This is a genomic window from Arthrobacter sp. H5 (assembly GCF_000520595.1).
Taxonomy (GTDB): Bacteria; Actinomycetota; Actinomycetes; order Actinomycetales; family Micrococcaceae; genus Arthrobacter_D.
Map to the genome: position 1 here is coordinate 18,278 of NZ_KI914994.1, position 21,105 is coordinate 39,382.

The following is a 21,105-nucleotide window of genomic DNA, read 5'->3' on the forward strand; positions in this document are numbered from 1 at the left end:
CCGCCGCACCGGGCCGCATCCTCGTCCCGTGGTGGCGCAGAAGCTGGGCATCTCCATCGGGGGACTCGCACGCGGAGGCATCACCGAACCACTGACGACGGCGGATATCACCGCGCTGCTGCAGGCGCCACCGGAGTGGCTGGTAGCGGAGCGTTCAACGCAGGCGGCAGTGCGCGCGGAAGAGAAACGTATCGCCGAGGAAAAGCGGGCAAAGGCGAAAGAGAGCTAGCCTCCGGTTGAGGCGCGGGCCACGATACTCCAGGGTTCAGCTGTCCGCTGCCTTCCCGCTCCCACGGCTACCAGGGCGCATGCCTTTCCCTGGTCCCTCATGGATTGGGCGACAGTGGTGATGCCGAGTTGCGATGCGACGGCCGCGTCGTCCCATCCCGACACGGCAAGCTCCAGGGGAACTCGAACTCCCAACCGATCGGCTGCACGCATGACCCCGGCCGCTTGCTCGTCGCTCATGGCCGCGATCGCATCCGGCGGCCCGGCGCTGCCGAGAAGCTGGGCTGCGAGCGCTTCCGCTTCCACGGCGTTGTTGGTGGAACAGACGGCCACCGTGATGTCAGCCCAAGCGTGCCCGGCTGCTTGAGCCGCATCGCGGTACCCGAAAAGACGCTCTCTGGTCACCGGATATGTGGCGGCGTGCGGGTCTATTCCGCGCTCGACCCGCTGAATGCGTTCACGGTCCAGCGGGAAACCGAGTACGGCCGGCTGGCGTGAACCGGCGAATACCAGTCCGCCGATGGCTGCGGCGGCGGCACGATTGTCGATGGTTACCAGCTTGGCGCCGTCGCGTGCGGGTCCCCCGTGTACCACCGTTGTCCGGCCGGTCGCGAGGATCGCGTCGAGTACGGGATCCTCGTCCGTTGTGGTCCACACGATGAAGGAATCGACGGCCGCTTCGCGCACACGGACGCCGTCGTCGTCCGCTCCGGTGACTGGCAGAATGGTCATACCGAGGCCGCGGGCAGCACAAACCTCCGCGACGCCGGCGAGAAAGCTGGCAGCCTGCGGATCCTCGAAGGCGTAGGTGAGGCTCTCGCCGAGCACTACCCCCAGCGAGCCGGTCCGTCCGCGCCGCAGCGAGCGGGCGCTGGGATCCGGTCCGGGATAGCCAAGGCTTTCCGCCGCGGCCAGCACCTTCGCACGCGACTCGGTGGACACCCTCCCGGGCTTGTTGTAGGTGTACGACGCCGTCATCACCGACACTCCCGCCAGCTCAGCCACCTGTGCCATGGTGATGCGTTTCGGTGGGCGTGACATAAGTCCAGTGTACTTGTGTATCGTTAAACAATGCGTTCACACAGTACGACGGCGTTTGCCGCCTTTGCAGCGTTCGGAGCCTTTTGGGGCACATGGGGAGCCTCTGTGCCGCGGCTGCGCGACCAAACCGGCATTGACGATGCCCAGCTTGGCCTGGCCCTGCTCTTCATCGGCGCCGGGGCGCTGCCCGCGATGCTGCTGACCGGGCGGGCTGTCGACCGCTGGGGCCTGCGCGTTGCCGCGGGTGCGCTCGTGGCGCTCGGCCTGGCGGGAGTGACCGTGGCGCTCACCGCCTCGGATGTGGCTGGTCTTTGCGCGGGGTTGCTGCTGGTGGGTGCTACCAGCGGTGCCACCGATGTGGCAATGAACGCCGCTGCCGGACGCGCTGAGCAGCTGACGCGGCGTCCTGTTATTACCCGGGCCCATGGGACATTCTCGGCATTTGTTGTGGTCTCCAGCCTGGGAACCGGCCTGCTCAATGCGGGTGGGTTTCCCGTCTTTGTGCCATTTGCCGCGGTTGCGGCCGTGTCGGTCACCGCCGGCGTCCTGATGCTGCGGGATCTGCGGCCGCCGGCGGGCGTTGCGCTGGCCCCTGAAACCAAACACCACCGCATCGGAATCGGTGTGTGGCCGCTGCTTTTGGTTGGCCTGCTTGGCGCGCTCGCCTTCGCAAGTGAGAATGCGCATCAAAGCTGGGGTGCAGTGTTCCTTGAGGACGAACTCGGCTCCGGCTCCGGACTCAGCTCGCTTGCACCCGCGGTCTTTGCCGGCGTCGTTGCCGTGACCCGCTTTGCCATTGGCGGGGTGAAGCCCGCCCACTCGACCCGGATTCTTTTGGCGGGATCCGCCGCAGCTGCAGGTGGCGCCGTCGTGCTTGCGGTGTCATCCACCCTTGGTAGTGCATTGGTCGGCCTGTCGCTGGCCGCTGCCGGGACGGCTGTGCTGTTCCCCACGCTGATGGGGGTTGTGTCGCGGCAGGTAAACGAAGCCGAGCGCGGACGGGCGACGTCCCTGCTCGCCACGGTGTCCTATCTGGGGTTCCTGCTGGGTCCGGTCTACGTGGGCTTGTGGTCGGGCGCCGTGGGACTGCGAGGGGCGATGATTGCCGTCGCGGCGCTAGGGTTGGCGCTGCTTGTGATGACGCCTTTGGTGCTGCGTTTGACCGGATTCGGCAAGAGTGAAGTCCTGAGCAAGGCCGCCGCCGTTGGGGAATAGCACGGCCCTGCTCAGGAGGGCGCCGCAAAACCGCAGCTCCCGGGGAGGGACTGCGGTGGTCTCGTACCGTGAATCCCTGCCGCACTTATTCTGCGTGGTGCACCTTACGAATTCCTTGGGGTCTGATGGCGGCGAAAATCAGCATGTCGCGACGCTCTCCGGCGATCTCCTGATGGCTTCTCAGGAGCCCCTCTTTCTGGTAGCCGGCGTGTTCGGCAACGCGGATGGAAGCGGTGTTCCAGGGCTCAATATGGAGCTCAATCCGGTGCAGTCCGGGGATGGTCCATGCAAAATCCGTGAGCGCCGTCAACGCAGTGGCGGCGACGTTTTTCCCTCGTTCACGTGGGACAACACTGTAGCCGGCCTGAGCGCGCCCGGAGCCCAGTTCCCTCAGCCACAGTCCGATGGCGCCCAGCGCGCGGTCCGTGACCGTGTCCGCAATGACAAATGAAAAACCGGTTCCGTCACAGTGTCGTTGCCGCTGGCGCTCCACGAACTGAAGCGCCTCATCCTCAGTGCAGTGGGCGGGGAGACTGCCGATGGTGGGCACATACGGATCCTGGGAAAGATCCATTGCCATTGAGGCATCTTTGTCGGCGAAACGCCGCAACCGGATGGAGCCGTGCCCGGGATCGCGGGATGGCCACGGCGGGATGTGGGGACTGTACATGGTGAAAGTCTTACACTTCAGGTTTTGAAGGTGCGCTCAGCGCTTTTCCCCCACAGAGAAGCGCCGCCGCAGGAATCACCAGTGCTATGCCTCCGGTGAGTGGCACGGTCATGAACCACGCCAGGCATCCGCCAAGAGCCATCCCTCCGAAAGTAGCCAGCCTCGGTGGCCACCCGGGCGGCATCGCGGGCAACAGTGTGAGCGCAACCCATGTCCCGACACTGAGGCCAGCCACCCCGGCGCTGATGAACAGTGCTGAGCCGCCGGTGTCATAACCAACGAGTTGAATCACGGTGCCTGCGATCACGCCTGCGAGCGCAATTCCGGAATACCTCCGCCAGGCCAGCTGCGGCATGCGCATATGCCCGACGGCGGCGCCTCCAAGGATGACTGGCAGGGCTGCCAGCGTGGCTGCGGCGGCGCTCACTCCCATTGCGGTTGTGGCGGTTGGCTGACCCGCCTCCGAGAAACCAACAAAGGCGCCAACTCCCCAGACGACGGCAAGAATCACCAAGGAGAAAGCTCCCAACAGTTGCACGGGCATGGCTCTTGATTGTGGTTGCACCATCGGGATGGCTGCGTCGCGTTTGGGCTTGGACAGCGACTGCATGATGAGGCCGATCAACAGCACGAATGCCAGCAGTGCGGTGCTGGAGGGGTTTAACAGCAATACAAAGACTGGAGCTGTCGCCACCACCCCGGCAATAATGGCCACACTCAGTTGTGCTGAACGCGACATCCGCCCGCGTTCAAGCAGCATGGCGAGCAGCAGTGCGAGCGCCACACCGGCAGACAGCACACCTACTATCCCCGCCGGCAGCGCAAAGGCACTGAGGAATCCCTGGGGACGGCCGGCGTCGGTGTCGTCCATGCCAGCCGAGAAACCCAGTGAAAACATCAGGGCACAGGCGGCGCTCAGGGTTAGGTGACCGGTGAAAATCCACGGAGTGACGTACCTGGCCGACGAGTTTCTGCGCAGCAGCAGGGCAATCGCGACGCCCAGCAGAGCAGTGGGAAGCACAACGGACACCGCCCGGGAAATCAGGCCCAACGCCGGTGGCAGGCTGCCGACAAAGACGAAGGCCGCGTAGCCCAGCGCTGCAATGATGAGCGCTGCGGTGACCAGCAGAATCGGGGTTCGCAAGGGAGGAGCGGCGTTGGTCATTGCTTCAGTCAAGCAGTGCGGCGGCGCCCAGGCATCCACCTATGGTCGGATCTCCCCGACGTTTACGCCACGACAAGAGTCGCAGCATTCACCTGGCTCGCCGAAAAAGGCTTCATCGCAGGTTCCGGATTCCGTCCTCGTCCAGATCACAGGGGATTAATGAGCTCCGGGCTGGCGTCCCGAACTGGTCCCACCTCGTGAAAGCGCAATTGCTCAGTGACCGGGGTGGCAACTGCCATTGCTTCGTCTGCGAGCGCCTGTGTCCCCTCCGTCTTCGGATCGAGCCATTCGTCCCAAAAATCCCGGGGAAGGATCAGTGGAGTGCGGTCGTGGATGCCTTCCACCTCCCCCGTTGCATCCCGGGTGAGAATGGTGGAGGTCAGCACCCAGCGTTCCGGATGATCCTCCGGCAGCGCCTGATTCCGCCACCAGGAATACAGGCCTGCGAACACCATGGTTTCGCCGGGCAGTTGGATGTAAAACGGGGTCTTGGTTTTGCCCTCCGTGCGCCATTCATAGTAGCCGCTGGCAGGTATCAGGGCGCGCTTGGACTTGAACGAGGCCTTGAAGGTGGCCTTTTCCGCGACCGTTTCAGTGCGGGCGTTAAAGGTGGGCATCTTGGTTTTCAGTTCCTTAGAGAACGACGGCGTCAACCACCACCGCGCGGCTTCCATGCGTCTGGTGATCTTGTCCTCTTTCAACGACTCGAGGACTACCCGCACCGGATCCGTAGGGCTGATGTTGTATGAAGGCTCGGGGAGATGTGTCCCCACCAGGTCAACGTCAAACAAATCAATGAGATCCTGTTCAGATCCTGCCACCACAAAGCGTCCGCACATGTGCCTAGGGTACTCCGGGCTGCCCCCTGTTTAAGCCGTTTTCCACTGGTCCTGCACAACGGCAGAGAGCGATTGACTTAATCGAACGTGTATTCGAATATTAAGTGTGAGTTCATCAGCAGCCAGCCATGCTTTGGCGCCAGTCGGGTTTCAACCGCCGGGTGCGCATGGGGTGCTGTCCACCGTGGGCCGCAAAACGGATCTCCATGCTGATCTGCAGGCAAAGATCAACCACATGCAGGCCAGCCGCCTCTGCTCAACAAGGATTCCCACCGTTCCCGCCCTGGCACGGATTCTTCCCGGCGGAGGCCTCCAAGCCGGCGGCGCATATTCAGTGAATGACTCCACCACGCTGGCCATGGCGCTGCTGGCCGGACCGTCCAGGGCTGGCGCATGGTGCAGCGTCATCGGCATGCCCTCCTTCAGCGTGGAGGCCGCGGCCGGCTTTGGCATTGAACTTGAGCGGCTGATTCTTGTCCCTCATCCCGGAGATCAATGGCTCACGGTCACCGCCGCCATGGTTGATGTTGTCTCAATCATCCTCACGCGGGCACCCGCGCACCTCACGCCGTCGGACACGTCCCGGCTGCGGGCGCGGCTGCGGCAGCGCGGCGCCGCGCTCATCGCTGTGGGACCGTGGCCGCAAAGCGAAGCCACTCTGAGCGTGACCGGTAGCAGTTGGGAAGGCCTGGGGGCTGGAACCGGCCATCTGCGCACCCGCCGCATGCGGGTGAGTGCAAGCAGCCAGAACGGCCGCCCGCGCACAGCAGACCTCTGGCTGCCTGATCTTCAGCGGGGACCATGGGCCGAAACGGCGTCTAAAGAGGACGTCGGGCAGCAGGAGTTCTTCCCCTTGGCGGCGAGCGCCTCATGACCACCGAAACCACAAAGTCCGCTCTATTGAAACAGTTCACAGCCACCAGGACCATGATGCTTTGGTGCCCTGACTGGCCCATCACGGCCGCTCTCCGCGAGTATGACCTGCCGGCTGACGCACCGCTTGTCCTGCTCAGCAAAGGGACGGTCTTCGCCTGCTCGCCGTCAGCCCGGGAGCACGGCATCAAACGCGGGCTGCGGGTCCGGGAGGCGCAGGCCAGGTGCACCGAACTGGTGGTCAAACCCTATGATCCGGAACTAGATGCCCGGGCTTTTGAGCCGGTGATCACGGCTATCGAGAAAATCATGCCCGGCGTTCAACTGGTGCGCCCCGGCCTGTGTGCGCTGAAGGCAAAAGGTCCGGCCAGATACTACGGCGGGGAAGCCCGGTCCGCATCGGTTCTTCTGAAAACACTCACAGCCATGGGGCTCACCGGCGCGCGGACCGGGGTGGCTGACTCCCCCTTTGCAGCGGAACACGCTGCCAGGGCAACGGAAGTGTTGGATGATCCGGGCCTTGACCCGGTATGGGTCATAACCCCCGGTGAGTCGGCGCAGTTTCTCAGCAGTTTCCCGCTGGACGTTCTTGAAGAGCCAAAACTGGCCGTGTTGCTGCGGCGCCTGGGAATCCGCACACTGGGGGATTTCGCAGCGCTCAGCCGCGCTGATGTCCGCAATCGGTTCGGTGTTGAAGGGTCGCTCGCCCACCTAAAGGCCAGCGGACTTGACCACCATAGTGTGGTGGCAAGAAAACCGCCTGCGGAACTCGACGTCGTCGTACATTTTGAACCCGCCCTTGTCCGCATTGACGAGCTCACCTTCGCCTTCCGCCTGTCTGCGGAGAGTTTTGTTGGGAAGCTGCGGGAGACCGGGCTGGTCTGCACGGCACTGCGGGTACGGCTTCAGTCGGAATCGGGTGAAGTGTCGGAGCGGCGTTGGCAGCATCCCCGCTGGTTCGACGCCGAGGATGTTGTTGACCGTGTGCGCTGGCAGCTGCAGGGAAGCGGCGACATTGAACACGGGTTGAGCGCGGGAATCAGCCGTGTGCAGGTCCTTCCGGACATAGTGGAGGATCTCAGCGACCACGCAGACGGACTGTGGGGTACCGGACCGGATGAAAACATCCATCACGGCCTTGCCCGGGTTCAAAGCATGCTGGGACACGGGGCCGTACTGACAGCCATCATCGCCGGCGGAAGGATGCTTGCTGACCGGAGAGTGTTCATTCCGTGGGGTGATTCACCGTCAGGGAGCGCGGCCACAGACAAGGATCTCCCTTGGCCTGGGAAACTTCCCGGACCAATTCCGGCCACAGTTTTCGAAGAGCCGCGCCCGGTGCAGGTTCTGGACAATAACGGAACCAGTGTTGACGTTGACGACCGGGGGCTGCTGGGTTCCACCCCTGCTCTGTTCTCGCTTAAGGATTCAACGCTGAAGAAGATCGCATCGTGGGCCGGGCCGTGGCCTATCAATGAGAGGTGGTGGGATCCCTCCGGCCGTACGCTCAACCGGTTTCAACTGGTGGATGAGTCGGGTGCGGCCTGGCTGCTGCTGCTGGAGGAACACCGTTGGTGGGCAGAGGCCAGCTATGACTGAAATCCAGGAGACCTGAGATGGGATGGAACAACCCACCTGTTTCCTGGTCCGAGTTTGAGCGAACGCTTTCCGACCGGACGCGTCCCGGCGCACCACCGGTGGGGGCCGACGGCGGCGACAGCCCTGCCTGGACGCTGAAACGGCACCCCTACACGGCCCCAAAACAACCCGCATCCGCGCCTCCCGGGCCGGTTGTGCCGTACGCCGAACTACATGTCCATTCAAACTTCAGTTTTCTGGACGGTGCGGCCAGCCCCGAGCAGCTGGTGGAAGAGGCCACCCGGCTGCGCCTGCATGGCCTTGCCCTGACGGACCATGACGGCCTGTACGGCGTTGTCCATCTGGCCGAAGCCGCCGAGGAATACCCGGACCTTTCCACCATCTATGGCGCTGAACTTTCCCTCGGCCTGAGCAAACCCCAAAATGGCGAGGCAGATCCAGAGGGTAGCCACCTGTTGCTGCTGGCCCGGGGATCCGCCGGCTACCACGGCCTGGCAGCAGCGATCACGGATGCCCAGCTGGCCAACGGCGCCGAAAAGGGCAAACCCCGGTATGACCTGGGGCGGCTCGCCGCACGTGCCAACAACAACTGGATGGTTCTCACTGGCTGCCGCAAAGGCACCGTGCGGAAGGCCCTGGTGACTGGCGGTGCCAAGAATGCCGAGGCTGAAGTGGCACGTCTGGGCGAGCTGTTTGGCAGGGACAACGTCGCCGTCGAACTGTATGACCAGGGCAATCCGCTGGACAGCTCACACAATGATGCCTTGGCACAAATTGGGGCGCGCCTGAAGATGCCGGTAGTTGCAACCAACAATGTGCACTACGCGGTTCCGGAACAGCACCGGCTCGCAACCGCGTTGGCCGCTGTCCGCGCGCGCCGGTCGCTGGATGAGATGAATGGCTGGCTGCCGGCGTCGGGCGCGTCCCACCTGCGCAGCGGTGCAGAGATGTCGGCGAGATTCGCGGCCTATCCCGGCGCCGTCGAACGCACAGTTGATCTCGCGGATGACCTGTCTTTCAGGCTGCGCAGCGTAAAACCGGGGCTGCCCAAGCTCGATCTTCCAGGTGGACACACCCAGATGAGCTGGCTGCGGGACCTGGTGTGGAAGGGCGCGGCAAAAAAATATCCCGGCCGTGAGGATGTACGCGGACGCATTGAAAAGGAGCTGAAGGTCATTGAGGAGAAGGATTTTCCCGGCTACTTCCTCATTGTTCATGACCTCGTGAAATACGCGCGGGACAGAGGGATCCTCTGTCAGGGGCGGGGTTCGGCCGCCAACTCCGCTGTCTGCTACCTGCTGGAAATCACCGCCGTTGACTCCATTAAGTACAACCTGCCCTTTGAACGGTTCCTGTCCGCCTTGCGGGATGAGGAACCGGATATCGACGTTGACTTTGATTCCGACCGGCGTGAGGAGGTCATCCAATACGTCTACAACAAGTACGGCAGATTCAATGCAGCACAGGTGGCGAACGTCATCTCCTACCGGCCCAAGTTCGCGGTGCGGGACATGGCCAAGGCCCTGGGGCACAGCCCTGGCCAGCAGGATGCCTGGTCCAAGCAGGTGGAACGCTGGGGCGCGCTGGTGTCCAGCGACGACCATGACATCCCCGAGGCAGTGGTGGATCTTGCCCACAGCCTGCTGCGGTTCCCGCGGCACATGGGCATTCATTCAGGCGGTATGGTGCTCACGGACCGCCCGGTGGGTGAAGTGTGCCCCATCGAGCACGGCCGGATGGAAGGCCGCACCGTGCTGCAGTGGGACAAGGACGACTGCGCGTGGATGGGTCTGGTGAAGTTTGACCTCCTGGGGCTTGGCATCATGGCTGCCATCCAATACAACTTCGATTTGGTGGAGAAGCATTTCGGCGAGAAATGGGAGCTCAGCAGCATTCCCAAGGAGGAGCAGGGTGTATACGACCAGCTGTGTTTTGCCGACTCCATCGGAGTGTTCCAGGTTGAAAGCCGGGCACAAATGGGCATGCTGCCCCGCCTGCAGCCGCGCGAGTTTTATGACCTCGTGATTGAAGTGGCACTGGTGCGGCCCGGGCCCATCCAGGGCGGCGCGGTACATCCGTACATCAAGCGGAAGCTCAAGGAGGAGGAGGTCACCTATCTGCACCCCCGGCTGGAGCCCGTCCTGGAGCGTACTTTGGGTGTTCCGCTGTTCCAGGAGCAGCTCATGCAGATGGCCATGGTGGTGGGTAATTGCTCGGGCGCCGATGCCGACAAGCTGCGGCGGGCCATGGGTTCAAAACGCGGGTTGGAGCGGATCGATTCCCTGCGGGACAAGCTCTACACAGGCATGAAGGCCAACGGCATCACCGGCGAAACAGCCGACTCCATTTACCGAAAGATCCAGGCCTTCGCCAACTTCGGTTTCGCCGAGAGCCACTCCATCAGCTTTGCCCTGCTGGTGTACGCGAGTTCCTGGCTGAGGCTTCACTATCCCGGCGCTTTCCTCGCTTCGCTGCTGCGGGCCCAGCCCATGGGTTTCTACTCGCCGCAGACCCTCGTGGCCGATGCACGCAGGCACGGGGTAAAAGTGCTGCGCCCGGACATCCTTCATTCAGGGACCCACGCTGGTCTGGAGCCGGACGCGGGCACCGGTCCCACCGGCAATGATGCCTGCCTTGAACACGACCAGCCGCCGGTTGGCAGGTTTGACCGCAGCATTCCGTTCGATTCAACCTTGCACCGGCGCGATGGAAATTTTGCGGTGCGGCTGGGCTTGGACAGCGTGCAGTCCATTGGGAAAAAGGTCGCTGAAGTCATAGTCACAGAGCGCACGCTGAACGGGTCTTTCGAAAACATGGGGGACCTCGCCCGCAGAGCCGGGCTCAACGCCGCCCAGTTGGAGGCACTTGCCGCGGCCGGTGCGTTCGAATCCATGGGCCTCACCCAGCGCGACGCTCTCTGGAATGCGGGCCCTGCCTCAACTGAGCGAAAAGGGCAGATCAAGGGCACAGCCGTCTACATTCAACCCCCGCTCCTGCCGGAACTGAGTGATGTGGACCGCGTTGCCTCGGACCTGTGGTCAACAGGCATCACTACGGATGACCATCCCGTGCGCCATATCAGGCCAACATTACGGCGGCGGGGGGCACTCAGTGCCGCCGACCTCCTTCACGCTGAATCGGGAAAGCGGGTTGAGGTGGGCGGCGTGGTCACGCACCGGCAGCGGCCGGCAACCGCCAGCGGCATCACTTTCATGAACCTGGAGGATGAAACCGGTTTAGTGAATGTCATCTGCTCGGTTGGCGTATGGCAGCGCTACCGACGCATCGCGCGGGAGGCGAGCAGCGTCGTCGTCCGTGGAGTCCTGGAGCGGTCCAAGGAAGGAGTGGTCAATCTCGTGGCAGACAAGTTCGAGGTGCTGAAGCTCAAGGCAACCACAAAGTCACGGGACTTCCGCTGACTCCTGACAAACGCCGGCCTGAGCAGCAGCCCGGGTATTCCTCGGGGTCAACGGCGTGTTTCTGTCGGAGGCCTTCGATGGAGACCGTGCCGAACAGTTCATGAATGAGATAGCGTCTCGCCAGAAATATCCCTGTTCGTAGGCCTCCACGGTGTTCCAAGCTCATCTAGGATCGATTTCATGCACCCCGCGAAAGCCGTGGACCAGAACGTTCGCACAACCGAAGCCTTGGAGCACTTTCTTGAATCCTCGCGCCGGGAACTAACCGGCTATTGCTATCGGATGCTCGGGGCCGGGTCCGAAGCGGAGGACGCGGTCCAGGAGACCATGATCAAGGTCTGGAAGAGCCGGGACACATTCGAAGGGCGCTCCTCGGCCAAAACCTGGGTGTTCAGAATCGCCCACAATGTGTGTGTGGACATGCTGCGCAGTCCTCAGCGCCGGGCACGCCCCATGGACATGGGACCGTCGACTCCCACTGCTGAAGCCGTCCTGGGCGCACCGCTTCGTGAAAACGTGTTTGTCCAGCCCATCCCCGACAACAAGGTCATCGATCTGGATGGCGACCCGGCGGCAGTTGCGCAGGCACGCGAGTCGATCAGGCTGGCCTTTGTCGCGGCGTTGCAGTATCTGCCGCCGCTCCAGCGTTCGGTGCTGATCCTGTGCGAGGTTCTGGCCTGGAAGGCAAGTGAGGCGGCGTCCCTGCTTGACCAGACAGTGGCAGCCGTCAACAGCGCCCTGCAGCGCGCCCGCAAGACCCTCGCCGCCCGCCGTGGGCCGACGCTGATGAGCGTGACCGACCCTCGGCATTCGGAGCTCCTGGACAAGTACATGGAAGCGTTCGAGTCCTACGACATCACCCGCTTGGTTACACTCCTGCGGGAGGATGCGGTCCTCTCCATGCCTCCATTCGACCTCTGGCTCAGCGGCCCCCGTGACATGGCCGCCTGGTTTGTGGGCAAGGGAATTGTTTGCAAGGACAGTCGTCTCATTCCGGTGATGGTCAACGGCACCGCTGGGTTCGGCGCCTACCACCGCGTGGCACCGGGGTTGTGGGAGCCCTTTTCCATCCAGGTGATTGAGACGCGCGACAACCTGATTCTCGTGCAGCACAACTTTCTCTACCCGGAAATGTTCGGCAGCTTAGGGCTACCGGACCGCATCGACGAACGTTAGCGCTCGCGAACAGCCAGCCCGTTCACGCGTTTCTTCTTCCTCGGAAACCGGCGATCCAAGTTATTTGCAGGGTCTCGGTGAGAGCCTCCACCTAACGGTTAACCTGCGCCCTTGCACCTTGCAGGCTCACGCCGTTGGTCGGGGGGCTGGCGACAAAGAGCCGGGCCCATCACAGGGGAGTTAACATGGGCATCAAACCGCGGTACCGTTCACCGGGCCGCAAAACCAGCAACAAGTTGACAGCATTGGCTGTGGGCAGTGCAGTGGTCCTGTCCGGGATCGTTTTGCCTGGGCAGGTAGCCGGGGCAGCACCACCTCCCGGCCAGGATTTCAACGTCTCCACCGGTGACCTTGAGTTTATTCTCAAGCAGATCGCGATCTCAGAGGCCCACGCCGAAGACGTCGTGGTGGATAACCTTCCAGATTCGTCGCCGCTGTGTAAAGACGGAAGAACCTTCAACACCGAAGAACAGACACACTACGACGTCGACGGCGATCCCTGCGTGGGTAACGTCCTATCGCCTTTTGGCCTGAGGACCGTTGACGGACGCTGGAATAATCTTCTGCCGAACCAGGATGGCTGGGGATCCGGTGGACAAACGTTCCCCCGCCTGCTCGAGCCCGAGTTCCGCGGGGCAGAACCGGCACCGCCGGGCTCTCCGGGCGGGCCCCCTCCCGGTGGAGCTCCAGGGCCAGCCACCAGCTACAACCAGACCCAGGGATTTGTCTATGACTCTTCCCCCCGGAATATCAGCAACCTCATCGTGGATCAAACCACCAACAACCCGGCTGCAGTTGCCGTAGCAGAAAGAGTTGAAGGCGCCGGGGTTGTCCCGGTAACCGCTGCCAATCGGCTTGCGGGCGCCAACCGCTTCGGAACCGCCGCCGCTATCAGCGCCGACACCTTCGGGACGAACGTTCCGGTGGTCTACATCGCCAGGGGCGACCTTTTCCCCGATGCGTTGACCGGCGGTCCGGCCGCTGCAGCCGGCAACGGCCCAATCCTGCTGGTCAGCACCAGCGCTATCCCTCAAGAGACGATCGACGAACTGGTGCGGCTGAAACCTCAGCGCATTGTTGTGCTCGGCGGACCGGCCGCGGTAAGCGAAGGGGTGGCAACCACCCTGCAGAATTACACCCTCGGTACGGTCACCCGGCTTGCCGGAGCTAACCGCTATGGAACTGCAGCGGCAATCAGCGCCGGCACGTTCGATACCGGGGTCGGCAAGGTCTACGTCGCCACCGGACAGGACTTTCCCGACGCATTGATTGCAGGCGCTCCAGCGGCCCGCGATGGCCATCCAGTACTGCTGACCCTCGGCACCTCAATTCCGGCACCCATCATGGAGGAACTGGTGCGGCTGGCCCCCCAGGAGATTGTTGTTGTCGGGACTACGGCGCGCGTCAGCGATGCTGTCGTCACCCAATTGGACGAGTACACCACAGGCGCGGTAACCCGGGTTGACGGAGTCGACCGCTACGAGACGGCCGTGGCCCTCTCCCAGGCCAACTACGCTCCGGGCGTCACACACGCGTTCATCGCCCGAGGCACCGATTTCCCGGATGCACTTGCCGGATCCTACCTTGCCGGCCTGCGCAGCGGCCCTCTGCTGCTCGTCCCGGACGTCGGCGCCATGCCGGCATCAGTCACCGCAGAACTGCAGCGTCTTGCTCCGCAGACCGTGACAATTCTCGGAGGCCCAGCGGCCGTTCCTGCAGAGACGGAAGCCGCCGTCACCGAACTACTGCCCGGTACCCAGCTTTTCATTCCGGACATCGCAACCGATGAGGGGCTGTCAGCTTCTGCTAGCTCGCTATTCACCATCTTCGGCCAGTTCTTTGACCATGGGCTGGACCTGATATCGAAGGGTGGCAACGGAACCGTAGTGGTTCCCCTGCGGCCGGACGATCCGCTCTACGTTCCGGGTTCGCGCACCAATTTCTTCATGCTGAGCCGCGCAACCATCGATACAGGTGACAGCGGAACGGAGCGGAACCACACCAACCGCACCACACCGTTTGTCGATCAGAACCAGACCTACACATCAAGTCCTTCGCACCAGGTCTTCCTGCGGCAGTACGTCGCCGCACCGGGTGGCCCTGTGCCCACGGGACGTCTGCTCAATGGATCTGATGCGGACAGTTTGGCCACCTGGGCGGACACCAAGGCTCAGGCGCGCGATCTGCTCGGCATCAATCTCAGGGACATGGACGTCCTCAACGTTCCCCTGCTGAAGACCGATCCCTACGGCAGATTTGTACCGGGCACGAATGGTTACCCCCAGGTTGCATTCGCAGACGGTTTCCTCGAAGGAAACCCTGCGGATCCAATCTCAACCCAAGGTGCGCTGCGCGCCAACAACGCCTTCCTCGACGACATTGCACACGGCGCAGTGCCTAACGAGCTGGCTGGCTACGACAACGCTGCCCTGGGCGCTCACTTTGTCACCGGTGACGGACGCGGCAACGAAAACATTGCACTGACGGCCATTCACCAGGTGTTCCACTCGGAGCACAACCGGGTCATGGAACAGGTGGATGCCTTCCTCAAGGAACCGGGACAGGAAGCACTGCTGGCCAAGTACCAAGAGGACGGATTTTGGGATTACGGCGAGCGCCTGTTCCAGGCTGCACGGTTCTTTACCGAGATGCAGTACCAGCACCTCGTGTTTGAGGAGTTTGCCCGCCGTATTCAGCCCAGTATTGATCCAGGCGTGTTCAACGAGGTGTTCTACATGCCGGACGTCAACCCTGCAATCTCCTCCGAGTTTGCCAATGTTGTGTACCGGTTTGGCCACTCCATGCTGACGGACACCGTGGACCGTGATTTTGGCGGTGTGGTGGAGAAGCAACCGTTGCTTGATGCGTTCCTTGATCCCGTGGGATACAAGCTTGGGCCCAACGGCGAAGAGTTGACCTCCAAGGCTGCGGCCGGCGCCGTACTCAAAGGCATGGCCAACCAAACCGCCGCCGGTATCGACGAGTTTGTTGCCGATACGCTGCGCAACCAGTTGCTCGGACTACCACTGGACCTGGCATCGATCAACATCGCGCGCGCCCGTGACACTGGTGTACCAGGGCTGCAGGCCGCACGGGCGAAGTTCTTTGACGAGACACTGATGCCACAGCTCGCTCCATATGCAAGCTGGGAGGATTTCCGGTTGGGAATGAAGAATCCGGAGTCCATCCTAAACTTCGTGGCGGCCTACGGAATCCACCCAACACTGGCTTCCGCAACCAACATGGAGCAGCAGCGAGCAGCCGCAACAGCACTCATAGCGGACACGGCATTCATGAACGCTCCTGCCGCTGATACAGGGATCGACAACATTGATTTCTGGATGGGTGGTCTGGCCGAAAAGCCGTTTGTCTTCGGCGGAATGATGGGATCCACCTTCAATTTCGTGTTCGAGAACCAGCTTGAGAACCTACAGAACGGCGACCGCTTCTACTACCTCAACCGCAACCTGGGGAACACGCTGTTCCACACTCTGGAAGCGAACTCCTTGTCGCAGATCATTGAACGAAATACGGAGATGGAGAACCTTCAACACGATCCGTTCGCCACACCGCAGCTCACCTTCGATCTGGACAACGAGACGGCGGCGCTTGCTGGCGGCATGACCTTCATCAACGGTCAGTGGAGGTTTGCGGGCGGCGAGCATACGTCCATCCACGGCACCGACGGCAATGACAATATCCGGGCGGGCATCGGTGACGACTCCGTATGGGGTGGCGCCGGAAATGACCGGCTGGAAGGCGACGACGGCGTCGACGCCGTCATGGGTGGCGACGGCGACGACATCCTGACCGACTCCAACGGAGACGACAGGATCCAAGGTGAGGCGGGTAATGACGCCATCAACGGTGGTCCCGGGTTCGATCTACTGTTCGGAGGCTCGGGTAAGGATGCCATCTTTGGTGGCCAGGATCACGCCACCACCTTCGCCGGCTTGGGTGATGACTTCCTCTACGGATCGAGCGGTGCCGACATCCTCATTGGCAATGAGGGTGACGACTGGATTGAAGGTGCTGCAGGTGGCGCCGACCTCCTGGTCGGTGACAACAGCAACACCATGGAAAACGATCCCAACCTGTCGCATGGAGGTCACGACGTACTCAACGGCGGGCAAGGCAACACCGATTTCGACTCCGAAGGCGGCGATGACATTATGGTCGCCGGCGCCTCCGCCGAGAGGTTTGCGGGAATGCTCGGCTTCGACTGGGTGACACACAAGGATTACCCGTACCCCGTCAATGTCGACATGGCGATTCTGGCAATCCTGCCGGACACCGTCAGTCAAATCTCGGACCGTTTCCTCAATACAGAGGCGACGTCGGGCTGGAACAACGACGACGTCATCCGCGGCTCCGCTGCAGAAGACGATATCGCCGACCCAACAACCCGTTCACTCGGCTATGGCCACCGACTGACCCAGGCACATCTGGATCGGGTCGAGGGCCTGCGGGATCTGCTCGGCGGCGGACCGGTACCGGCATACGCAGTACCGTTCCTGTCCGATCAAACCAGCACCGAGGAGGACTTCAACAACAACATCCTCCTTGGCGGTCAAGGCAGCGACCTGATCGAGCCTCGGATGGGACGCAACTTCGTTGACGGCGATGCATGGCTGGACGTGAATGTGGTCTGGCGGCCAAACGGCGGAGCAGTAACAGAACGGGCCGCATCCATGAGGACCTTCCAGACCCGGGTCTTCTCGGGAGCAATCAATCCGGCCGATCTGCACATCGAGCGACGGATCATGAACGCGGACGCCAACCAGGCAGACCAGACTGACACGATTGTCTACGCCGAAACGCGCGCTGAGTTCACCATTGAAGAACTGCCGGACGGAGCTATCCGCGTCACCAACATTCTGGAGCCAACCGTTCGCACGGATGTCCTTCGGAACGTTGAAGTCCTCCAGTTCAGTGACGAATCAGTGGATGTTTCCAACGGCATCGCGGCTCCAGTTGCATTGTCCGCGGACGCCCTGACACTGAACAGCGCGTCAGCAGCAGTAGGCGACACCCTTACCGCGACGGCCGATATTGACCCCGCGGCGGAAGGCGTCACCTTCGAACTGCAGGCAATTGCTGTCGACGCGGACGGAGCCACCGTCACGGCGACAACCCAGGACAACACCACTGGTGAATTTGTGATCACCGAAGCTGAGGAAGGATCGAAGCTGCAAGTGATCGCGACCTTCACCGACGGTGACGGCACACCGGTTCAGGTCACATCAGAGGCCACGAAGACGGAGGTGGCACCAGCGCCATAGTGGACTGACCCGGAACGAAACTGAATACGAAGGGACCCGCAGCGGAGGCTGCGGGTCCCTTCCAGTTGCAGCAAAATGGGCGCCCCATCCGGGACGCCCATTCAGCGTAAATCACAAGACGCGTGCGCGAGGGGGGATTTGAACCCCCACACCCTTTCGGATACTGGCACCTGAAGCCAGCGCGTCTGCCGTTCCGCCACTCGCGCAAAATAAACTCGAAGAACAGCAGAAATAAGCATAACGGAGCGGTCCGGAAAACACCTAAACGCAGGGCAGGGTAGCGTTGGATCAGCGGTTCTGCGCAACGGATGCGATATTGGAATCGTTATTACTATTCGATATCCGAAGGAGCCCGGTTAAGGCCTTTTACAAGACCTCCAAGTAGTATCGAACAGAATGAGCCGCAGACGGCCGCGCCCCGGCGCGATCCTCTGTGACCGCTGGAAGCCAGACGCAGACAACAGGTGAGGAGGCACAAGATGGGCATTCTGGACAACGTAGAGCGCGGGCTGGAGAAGATGGTCCGCGGTGCCTTCTCCACGGGTTCGCGCTCCCAGGTTCAACCAGTGGAGATTGCCAGTTCCCTGCGCCGGGAACTGGACAACAAGGCAATGACCCTTGCGCAGGGCCGCACCCTCGCGCCGAACGCTTTTACCGCACGCCTTTCGGACCCCGATTTTGCCTTGGCCCAGGAATGGGGGGCCACCCTCGCCGAAGAACTGTGCGACGTCGTAATCAAGCACGTCAACAGCCAGAATTACACACTCCAAGGGCCCGTTAAAGTGTCCTTCACCAGGGATTCAAACCTGAAGCCGGGCGTGTTCGAGATCGATTCGGCCACGGAAAAACAGCAGTCCGGCGCCCGCAGACCAATCACGCCCAGCGCGCCCGCCCGGCAGCCCACCCGTTTCCAGCCTATTCTGGACCTCGACGGCCAGCGGTATTCACTCAATGCCGGCTCGGTTATTCTTGGCCGCTCATCCGAAGCCGACATCCTCGTCGATGACACGGGCGTCTCCCGCCGTCATCTGGAGATCCAGATCCAGGGCGGCCAGACCCGCGCGGTTGACCTTAGGTCCACCAATGGCAGCTACGTCAACGGGCAGAGGGTCAACGGAGAGGCCGAACTCACCGATGGCTCAATCATCACCATGGGCAGGACCCGCATAACTTTCCGACTTGTTCCCGTGCAGAACGGTGGCCGCCAAGTATGAGTGAATTGAGCGAACTGACCCAGACGCTGTTGAGGTACGGATTCCTCGTTCTCATCTGGATTCTCGTACTCAGCGTGGTCAGCGCTCTCCGCCGTGATCTGGTCGTCGGACGGCGGAACCGCACCGGCGCCCCGTCGGCCCGGCAAGCACGAAAGCACCCCGAACTGGTGGACGAACCGCCGTCGCGCGTTCACGCCCGCCAGCTCGTGGTGACCGAAGGACCCCTCAGGGGCACCACCATTGAACTATCCGCCAGCCCCATCCTGCTTGGGCGCGCACAAGAGGCAACGCTTGTCCTGGAGGACGACTATGCCTCTGGACGACACGCCCGCCTGTTCCCGCAGGGCAGTCGGTGGTTCATCGAGGATCTTGGTTCCACAAACGGCACGTTCCTGGCCGGCAACCAGCTCACCCGTGCGCTCCCAGTAGAGCTCGGCATCCCCGTTCGGATCGGTAAGACGGTCATTGAATTGAGGTCGTAGCATGGCGTTGGTGCTCCGATTCGCAGCACGCTCCGATGTGGGCATGGTGCGGTCCAAGAACGACGACTCCGCTTACGCGGGGCGTTATCTTGCCGTTGTTGCTGACGGAATGGGCGGCCACGCGGGCGGCAATATCGCCTCGGCCTCGACGGTCCTTGATCTCATTCATCTGGACCGCAGGGACTACGCCGACGACGCCGGAACGCACCTCGCGGACGAAATTCAGACCGCTAATTCGCTCCTGTCGGAGCTGGTGAGTACCAACCCCCAGCTGGCGGGAATGGGAACCACAGTCACCGCAGTGCTGCTGAATGGCGCCCATTTGTCCTTTGCGCATATCGGCGACTCCCGCGCATATCGTCTCAAGGACGATGTCTTTGAACAGGTGAGCGTTGATCATACGTTTGTGCAGCGGCTGATCGACGAGGGCCGGCTGAAGCCCGAAGAGGCCGACATTCATCCGCACAAGAATGTGCTCATGCGCGTTCTCGGCGATGTCGATGCCAGCCCCGAACTTGACCTGAACTCGTTCGACGCAGCCCCCGGTGAACGCTGGCTGCTGTGTTCCGACGGGTTGAATGCTGTGCTCAACGACGTAACGGTAGAGCGCGTCTTCCGAGAAACCACTGATCTTCAGGCCTGCGTGGATACTCTCGTGGAGTTGACCTTGGCGGGCGGTTCGCCAGACAACGTCACAGTAGTGGTTATCGAAGTTGATGAGGCGACGTCCGAGGACCTCCGCACTGCGTCGCTCACGGCCATACCTGCCGCCAAGGAAGCTGCGGACGAAAAGGCCAGCGACGACGAGGCTCCAAAGGATTCCAAGGCTGAAAATGCCGGCCCAGGTACCGCAATCCGTGCCGATGTCATCCGGCAGGACTTGTCATCCCGTCCCCACTCGCTGGTCGGTTCCGCGGCACTCGCCACGGAAACAGGTCAGATCCCCATCGTCACCCAACGCTCCACTGAGCGTAGAGCCTCGATGATGCTGACCCATAAGGGGGAGGAGCCCGAATCTGAAGATACGGACGATTCCGAAGACCAAGGACAACGTCGTCGATGGCTGGTACCAACGTTCCTCACCTTGATGGCTTTGATCCTGGCCTCGGTTCTCTGGTTCGGCTACACGTGGACCCAAACGCGGTACTACGTTGCCTCATTTGAGAACAAAGTGGCGATCTTCAACGGCGTCTCGCAGGCTATTGGGCCAATCTCGCTCAGTCATGTGTATGAGGAGACGAACATCCCGGTGGCGAGCCTGCCGGAGTTCCAGCGCAACCGCATCGAAAGCACACTGGCCGCCAGTGACCTGGAGCATGCCCAAGAGATCGTGGCTGATCTGCGGGAAGACCAGCGTGCGCTCAACTGTCCACCGGTCGCGGCGCCATCGCCCTCAGCGAGTCCGTCATCCTCCGCGGATCCTTCACCGACGGCCGAGGCCAGCCCCAACTCTCAAGCCGCCGAATCCCCAACCGCCACCCCGTCTCCGAGCCCGGAGTCCACGGCTTCGGGAACCGCTCAGCCGTCGGGAAGTCCAGAAGCCACGCCGAGCGCTGAAGCACAGCCCGGAGAAGGCGCAGAATGTGGAGGCGTTCCCGTTGAGTGATGTACTGACAGTTCCCAAATCTCGCCGAAATATTGAAGCCCTGCTTCTTGTCGTTGCACTCGGCGTCGCCGTCGGGGCGAACCTCATTGTGGGTCTGGACAAGGACAACCCGTTCGACTCCGCCTTCTGGTTGCAGAGCGGCACGCTTGCCGGCCTTGCCCTAGTGTTCCACGTAGTACTGCGCTTCAGGGCAAAATATGCCGACCCGGTAATTCTTCCGATTGTCATAGCACTCAACGGCATCGGTCTGGCAATGATCTATCGGCTGGACCTCTCTCTTCCCGCCGACGGGCAGC

14 protein-coding genes, 1 tRNA gene and 1 pseudogene are annotated in these 21,105 nt (G+C 62.1%); 11 read left to right on the forward strand and 5 right to left on the reverse strand.

Annotated features, from left to right (window positions below; genetic code table 11):
- On the forward strand, positions 1-229 hold a 229-nt coding region (locus tag Y708_RS28370; protein WP_035776009.1), incomplete at its 5' end, for a DUF5997 family protein.
- Here Y708_RS28370 and Y708_RS0110910 read toward each other — a convergent pair.
- On the reverse strand, positions 226-1,269 hold the full coding sequence (locus Y708_RS0110910; protein ID WP_035776010.1) for a LacI family DNA-binding transcriptional regulator: 1,044 nt from the start codon (positions 1,267-1,269) through the stop codon (positions 226-228). The two genes, Y708_RS28370 and Y708_RS0110910, sit on opposite strands and share 4 nt — an antisense overlap.
- 30 nt (positions 1,270-1,299) lie before the next feature.
- Here Y708_RS0110910 and Y708_RS24365 point away from each other — a divergent pair, with 30 nt between their 5' ends.
- The gene (locus tag Y708_RS24365) at positions 1,300-2,484 is read left to right on the forward strand and encodes an MFS transporter (RefSeq protein WP_081746708.1); all 1,185 of its coding nucleotides are present in this window, start codon (positions 1,300-1,302) and stop codon (positions 2,482-2,484) included.
- Positions 2,485-2,569: 85 nt separating this feature from the next.
- On the opposite strand, the gene Y708_RS0110920 is transcribed toward Y708_RS24365, so the two are convergent.
- The 3 genes from Y708_RS0110920 to Y708_RS0110930 form a co-directional block, all read right to left on the reverse strand.
- A complete protein-coding gene (locus Y708_RS0110920; protein WP_028279967.1) occupies positions 2,570-3,154 on the reverse strand; it encodes a GNAT family N-acetyltransferase in 585 nt (194 codons plus the stop codon).
- 10 nt (positions 3,155-3,164) lie between these two features.
- Positions 3,165-4,319, reverse strand: coding sequence for a hypothetical protein (locus Y708_RS0110925; protein WP_028279968.1), 1,155 nt, complete (start codon positions 4,317-4,319; stop codon positions 3,165-3,167).
- 146 nt (positions 4,320-4,465) lie between these two features.
- Positions 4,466-5,158, reverse strand: a complete 693-nt coding sequence (locus Y708_RS0110930) for an SOS response-associated peptidase (protein WP_028279969.1) — start codon at positions 5,156-5,158, stop codon at positions 4,466-4,468.
- A gap of 106 nt (positions 5,159-5,264) precedes the next feature.
- On the opposite strand from Y708_RS0110930, the gene Y708_RS24370 reads away from it, so the two are divergent.
- The 5 genes from Y708_RS24370 (at position 5,265) to Y708_RS27505 (ending at position 17,507) form a co-directional block, all read left to right on the forward strand.
- Positions 5,265-6,032 (forward strand): hypothetical protein, encoded by a 768-nt coding sequence (locus Y708_RS24370; protein ID WP_216699775.1) that lies wholly within the window; start codon positions 5,265-5,267, stop codon positions 6,030-6,032.
- Positions 6,029-7,630: a DNA polymerase Y family protein gene (locus Y708_RS0110940; RefSeq protein ID WP_051478907.1), complete on the forward strand. Its 1,602-nt coding sequence runs from the start codon at positions 6,029-6,031 to the stop codon at positions 7,628-7,630. Before Y708_RS24370 ends, Y708_RS0110940 begins: the two co-directional genes overlap by 4 nt.
- Positions 7,631-7,647: 17 nt before the next feature.
- On the forward strand, positions 7,648-11,049 hold the full coding sequence (locus Y708_RS0110945; RefSeq protein WP_028279971.1) for an error-prone DNA polymerase: 3,402 nt from the start codon (positions 7,648-7,650) through the stop codon (positions 11,047-11,049).
- Between the two features lie 180 nt (positions 11,050-11,229).
- Entirely contained in the window at positions 11,230-12,225 is a 996-nt protein-coding gene (locus Y708_RS0110950) for a sigma-70 family RNA polymerase sigma factor (RefSeq protein WP_051478908.1), read from the forward strand.
- Positions 12,226-12,410: 185 nt separating this feature from the next.
- On the forward strand, positions 12,411-17,507 hold the full coding sequence (locus tag Y708_RS27505) for a peroxidase family protein (RefSeq protein ID WP_051478909.1): 5,097 nt from the start codon (positions 12,411-12,413) through the stop codon (positions 17,505-17,507).
- A gap of 123 nt (positions 17,508-17,630) precedes the next feature.
- On the opposite strand, the gene Y708_RS0110960 is transcribed toward Y708_RS27505, so the two are convergent.
- Positions 17,631-17,713: transfer RNA gene (locus Y708_RS0110960), tRNA-Leu, on the reverse strand.
- 273 nt (positions 17,714-17,986) lie between these two features.
- Between Y708_RS0110960 and Y708_RS0110965 the strand changes: the two genes are divergently transcribed.
- The 4 genes and pseudogenes from Y708_RS0110965 to Y708_RS29800 all read left to right on the forward strand — a co-directional run.
- Positions 17,987-18,721: an FhaA domain-containing protein gene (locus Y708_RS0110965; RefSeq protein ID WP_028279973.1), complete on the forward strand. Its 735-nt coding sequence runs from the start codon at positions 17,987-17,989 to the stop codon at positions 18,719-18,721.
- Entirely contained in the window at positions 18,718-19,203 is a 486-nt protein-coding gene (locus Y708_RS0110970; protein WP_173401513.1) for an FHA domain-containing protein FhaB/FipA, read from the forward strand. Before Y708_RS0110965 ends, Y708_RS0110970 begins: the two co-directional genes overlap by 4 nt.
- Position 19,204: 1 nt before the next feature.
- Entirely contained in the window at positions 19,205-20,809 is a 1,605-nt protein-coding gene (locus tag Y708_RS24380) for a PP2C family protein-serine/threonine phosphatase (RefSeq protein ID WP_051478910.1), read from the forward strand.
- Positions 20,802-21,105 (forward strand): annotated as a pseudogene (locus tag Y708_RS29800) (FtsW/RodA/SpoVE family cell cycle protein); the annotation flags it as partial. The gene Y708_RS24380 and the pseudogene Y708_RS29800, both read left to right, overlap by 8 nt.